Here is a 5,442-nt window from a genome sequence, read left to right as displayed (position 1 = left end):
ACCACCCACCACACCCTCGAATACCTCGGCCGCACCGACAACCAAGTCAAAATCCGCGGCTTCCGCATCGAACTCGGCGAAATCGAAACCACCCTCACGGACCATCCGCAGGTCGCCCGGGCGATGGCGCTGGTGCGTACGGACCGTGCCGATGAGCGGCGGATCGTGGCCTACGTCGAGGGCCCTGCCGACGCGGCCGCGGCCTCGCGGCTGGTCGAGGAGTTGCGCGGGCGGTGCGCCGGACAACTGCCGGCGTACATGGTGCCGTCGGCGTTCGTGGTCCTTCAGGAGTGGCCGCTGACGCCGAACGGGAAGGTGGACCGCAAGGCCCTGCCCGCGCCGGAGCAGCCGACCGGATCCGCCGACGGCCGGGCCCCGCGCACTCCGCAGGAGGAGACCCTGTGCGGGATCTTCGGGGAGCTGCTGGGGGTGGCCTCGGTGAGCATCGACGACAGCTTCTTCCAACTGGGCGGCCACTCCCTGCTGGTCACCAGGCTGATCAGCAGGGTACGGACGGCGCTGGGCGCCGAACTGCCGGTCCGGACGGTCTTCGAGAAGCCGACCGTCGCCGGGCTGGCCGGGGAGATCGGCACGGCCCGCCGGGCCCGGCCCTCGCTCCGCCGCATGCGCAGCTCCTGACCCCGTCCTTCCCGCACCGCTCGTATTCCGTTCCAAGAGGAGTTCCGCCATGTACCCGGTGTCGTTCGCGCAGCGGCGGTTGTGGTTCGCTTTCCAGGTGGAGGGCCCCAGCCCGACCTACAACATCCCGGTCGCCCTGCACCTGACCGGTGAGCTGGACCGTGCGGCGCTGGAAGCGGCGCTGGCCGACGTGGTGGAGCGGCACGAGGTACTGCGCACCCGCTTCGCCCAGGAGGAGTCGGGCGAGCTGTGCCAGGTGGTGCTCAGTGGTGAACAGTCCCGGCCGGTCATGGAGTGCGTCGAGCTGGACGGCGACCAGCAACTCGACGCGGCGTTGGCGGAGGCCGCCACGTACGGCTTCGACCTGACCGCCGAAGTCCCCCTCAAGCCGACCCTCTTCAAGGTCACCGAAGACCGGCACGTCCTGCTCCTTCTCCTGCACCACATCGCCGGCGACGGCTGGTCGATGGGACCGCTCTCGCGCGACCTGTCGGACGCCTACACCGCCCGCGCCGACGGCCGCGCCCCGGCCTGGGAGCCGCTGCCGGTGCAGTACGCCGACTACGCCCTGTGGCAGCGCGACGTGCTGGGCGACGAGAACGACCCCGGCAGTCTGGCCGCCGAGCAACTGGCCTTCTGGGTGAAGGAGTTGGCGGGCTCGCCGGAGCTGGTGGAACTGCCGCTGGACCGGCCCCGCCCGGCCGTCGCCGGACACCACGGCGGCAGCGCCCGCTTCGAGCTGGACGCGGCGCTGCACACCCGCGTCGTGGAGTTGGCGCGCGAGTGCGATGTCACGGTGTTCATGGTGCTGCAGGCCGGCCTCGCGGCCCTGCTCTCCCGTATGGGCGCGGGCACCGACATCCCGATCGGCACCGCTGTCGCCGGCCGCACCGACGAAGCCCTGGACGACCTCGTCGGCTTCTTCGTCAACACCCTCGTCCTGCGCACCGACGTCTCCGGCGACCCCACCTTCCGCCAGCTCCTGGCCCGCGTCCGCGAAACCGACCTGGCCGCCTACGCCCACCAGGACATCCCGTTCGAGCGCGTCGTCGAGGCGGTCAACCCGGTCCGGTCGCTGTCCCACTCCCCCCTCTTCCAGACGCTGCTGTCACTGCAGAGCGCCGACGAGGGCGGATGCACCATGCCGGGGCTGGAGGTCTCCGTCAGCGACCTGGACACCGGGGTGGCCAAGGTCGATCTGACCTTCACGCTGCGCGAGCGGCACACGCCGCAGGGCGGTCCGGCGGGCATCGGCGGCGAAGTGCAGTACGCCACCGACCTGTTCGAGCCGGAGACCGCGCAGGCGCTGGCCGGCCGGCTGGTGCGGCTGCTGGACGCCGTCGTCGTCGACGCGGACGCCCCGGTCAGCCGGGCGGAGATCCTGACCGGCCGGGAGCGGGAGCTGTTGCTCACCGCCCGGAACGACACCGCCACCAGCGGCCCGGCCCGTACGATGCCCCAGCTCGTCGAGGCACAGGCGCAGGCCGCGCCGGACGCCCCGGCGCTGGCGTACCAGGGCCGTACGCTCACCTACCGGGAGCTGGAGGGGCGCGCCAACCGGCTGGCCCGGCTGCTGATCGCGGGCGGCGTCGGCCCCGAGCACATCGTGGCGCTGGCCCTGCCGAAGTCCGCCGAGCTGGTCGTGGCCGCGCTGGCGGTACAGAAGGCGGGCGGCGCCTACCTCCCGGTCGACCCCGCCTATCCGGTGGACCGGATCGCCTACATGCTGGCGGACGCCGCGCCGACATGCGTGCTGACGGAGGCGGCGACGGCCGGACACCTGCCCGAGGTGTCCTGCCCGCAGGTCGTCCTGGACGACGCCGGGATCACGGCCCGGCTGGCGGAGCTGTCCGACACCCCGGTGACGGACGCCGAACGCACCGCCCCGCTCGATGTCCACCACCCCGCCTATGTCATCTACACCTCCGGCTCGACCGGCCGTCCCAAGGGCGTCGTGGTCACCCACCGCGGCCTGGGCGATCTGTCGGCGAGCGTGACGGAGCGCTATCTCCTGGACCGGGACAGCCGGGTGCTCCAGCTGGCCTCGCCCAGCTTCGACGCCTCGGTGCTGGAGACCGTCATGGCACTGACGAACGGTGCCACGCTGGTGGTACCGGACGGCAGGCAGCTGGCCGGCGAGGAGCTGGCCCAGGTCCTGGCCGACGAGCGGATCAGCCACACCCTGATGCTGCCCGCCACGCTGTCCACCCTCCCCGAGATCGAGCTGCCGCACCTGCGGACCCTGGCCACCGGCGCCGACAAGGTCGGCACCGAGCTGGCCGCCCGCTGGTCCAAGCGGCACCGAATGATCAACTCCTACGGTCCCACCGAGGCCACGGTGGTCGCCGCCATGAGCGAGCCGCTGTCCGGCGAGGGCATCCCGCCGATCGGCGGACCGGTGGTCAACGGGCGGGTGTACGTCCTGGACGGCGCGCTGCGCCCGGTGCCGCCGGGGGTGGCCGGTGAGCTGTACACCGCCGGGCCCGGTCTGGCCCGCGGCTATCTGCGCCGTCCGGCGCTCACCGCCGAACGCTTCGTCGCCGACCCGTTCGGCCCGCCCGGCTCCCGGCTCTACCGCACCGGCGACCTCGTGCGCTGGACCACCGGCGGCACCCTGGAATACCTGGGCCGCACCGACAACCAGGTCAAGATCCGCGGCTTCCGCATCGAACTCGGCGAGATCGAGGCGGCGCTGTCCGGAGCGGCAGGCGTCGCCGGCACCTTGGTGATGTCACGCCACGACGGCCCGGCCGGGCAGCAGCTGGTCGGCTATGTCACCACCACCGACGGCACGGCCCCCGAGCCCGCCGCGCTGCGCGCCCACCTTGCCGCCACGCTGCCCGACCACATGATCCCGGCTGCGTTCGTCGTCCTCGACCACTGGCCGATGACCCCCAACGGCAAGATCGACCGCAAGGCCCTGCCCGCCCCGGGTTTCGCGGGCGCGGGTGCCGCCGGACGCGCTCCGCGCACCGCCCGGGAGGAGATCCTGGCCGGTGTCTTCGCCGAGATCCTGGGCGTGGACTCCGTCACCGCCGACGACAACTTCTTCGAACTGGGCGGGCATTCGCTGCTGGCCACCCGGCTGATCAGCCGCATCCGCACCGCTTTGGACGCGGAGCTCTCGATCCGGGCGGTGTTCGAGGCACCGACCGTCGCGGGGCTGGCCGCCCGGCTGGGCGAGGCGGGCTCGACGCGTGCGGCCCTGGCGCCGAGGGCACGCCCCGACGCACTGCCGATGTCGTTCGCGCAGCGGCGGTTGTGGTTCGCCTTCCAGGTGGAGGGCCCCAGCCCGACCTACAACATCCCGGTCGCCCTGTCCCTGACCGGTGAGCTGGACCGTGCGGCGCTGGAAGCGGCGCTGGCCGACGTGGTGGAGCGGCACGAGGCGCTGCGGACCCGCTTCACCGAGGAGTCCGGCGAGCCGTGCCAGATGGTGCTCGGCAGCGAACAAGCCCGGCCCATAGTGGAGTTGGCCGAGCTGGACGGCGACCAGCAACTCGACGCGGCGTTGGCGGAGGCCGCCGCGTACGGCTTCGACCTGACCGCCGGAGTCCCCCTCAAGCTCACCCTCTTCAAGCTCTCCGAAGACCGGCACGTCCTGCTCCTTCTCCTGCACCACATCGCCGGCGACGGCTGGTCCATGGGTCCGCTCTCGCGCGACCTGTCCACCGCCTACACCGCCCGCGTCGACGGCCGCGCCCCGGCCTGGGAACCGCTGCCGGTGCAGTACGCCGACTACGCCCTGTGGCAGCGCGACGTGCTGGGCGACGAGAACGACCCCGGCAGCGTCCTGTCCCAGCAGCTCGACTTCTGGCGCAAGGAACTCAGCGGCGCGCCCGAGCTGCTGGAACTGCCGCTGGACCGGCCCCGCCCGGCCGTCGCCGGACACCACGGCGCCACGGAGCACTTCACGCTGGACGCGGAACTCCACGCACGGCTCGTGGAGTTGGCGCGCGTCTGCGATGTCACGGTGTTCATGGTGCTGCAGGCCGCCCTCGCGGCCCTGCTCTCCCGCCTGGGCGCGGGCACCGACATCCCGATCGGCACCGCCGTCGCCGGCCGCACCGACGAAGCCCTGGACGACCTCGTCGGCTTCTTCGTCAACACCCTCGTCCTGCGCACCGACGTCTCCGGCGACCCCACCTTCCGCCAGCTCCTGGCCCGCGTCCGCGAAACCGACCTGGCCGCCTACGCCCACCAGGACACCCCCTTCGAGCGGATCGTCGACGCGGCGGGCGTGGCCCGTGCGCTCTCACACACGCCGTTCTTCCAAGTCTCCCTGAACCTTGAGGAGAGCGCGGCGGACGCGCCGGTTCTGCCGGGGCTGCGGGTGGAATCCCATCCGGTGGGCCTGGACGCCGCCAAGTCCGACCTGGTCTTCGGACTGACCGAACGGCACACGGCAGCCGGTGAACCGGCCGGCCTCACCGGAACGCTCACCTACGCCACGGATCTCTTCGAGTCCGCGAGCGCCGAGGCCGTCGCCCAGCGGTTCCTACGCATCCTGCGGGCTTTCGTGGCCGAGCCCGACAAGGCCGTGGGGGGCGCCGAGATCCTGACGGCGGCGGAGTACCAGGAGTTGGTGCACGCTCGTAATGCCACGGAGCAGGCGGTTCCGGCGCTGACGATGCCGCAGCTGTTCGAGGCCCAGGCCGCTCAGGCTCCGGACGCCGAGGCCGTCGTCTACGAAGACACCACCCTCACCTACGGCGAACTCGACCGCCGCGCCAACCAGCTCGCCCGCCTCCTGATCACCCACGGAGTCGGACCCGAACGCCTCGTCGCGCTCGCCATGCCCCG

General features: G+C 72.3%; 2 protein-coding genes. Both read left to right on the top strand.

From position 1 onward, the window contains the following. On the top strand, window positions 1–639 hold a 639-nt coding region (locus ABZ851_RS37190), incomplete at its 5' end, for a phosphopantetheine-binding protein (RefSeq protein ID WP_361137138.1). Window positions 640–688: 49 nt separating this feature from the next. Then, window positions 689–5,442, top strand: a 4,754-nt coding sequence (locus tag ABZ851_RS37185; protein WP_361137136.1) for an amino acid adenylation domain-containing protein, incomplete at its 3' end; no start/stop codon positions are given.

The organism is Streptomyces sp. NPDC047049 (genome assembly GCF_040643995.1).
GTDB lineage: Bacteria > Actinomycetota > Actinomycetes > Streptomycetales > Streptomycetaceae > Streptomyces > Streptomyces mooreae.
This window is presented reverse-complemented; position numbering and strand designations above follow the sequence as displayed.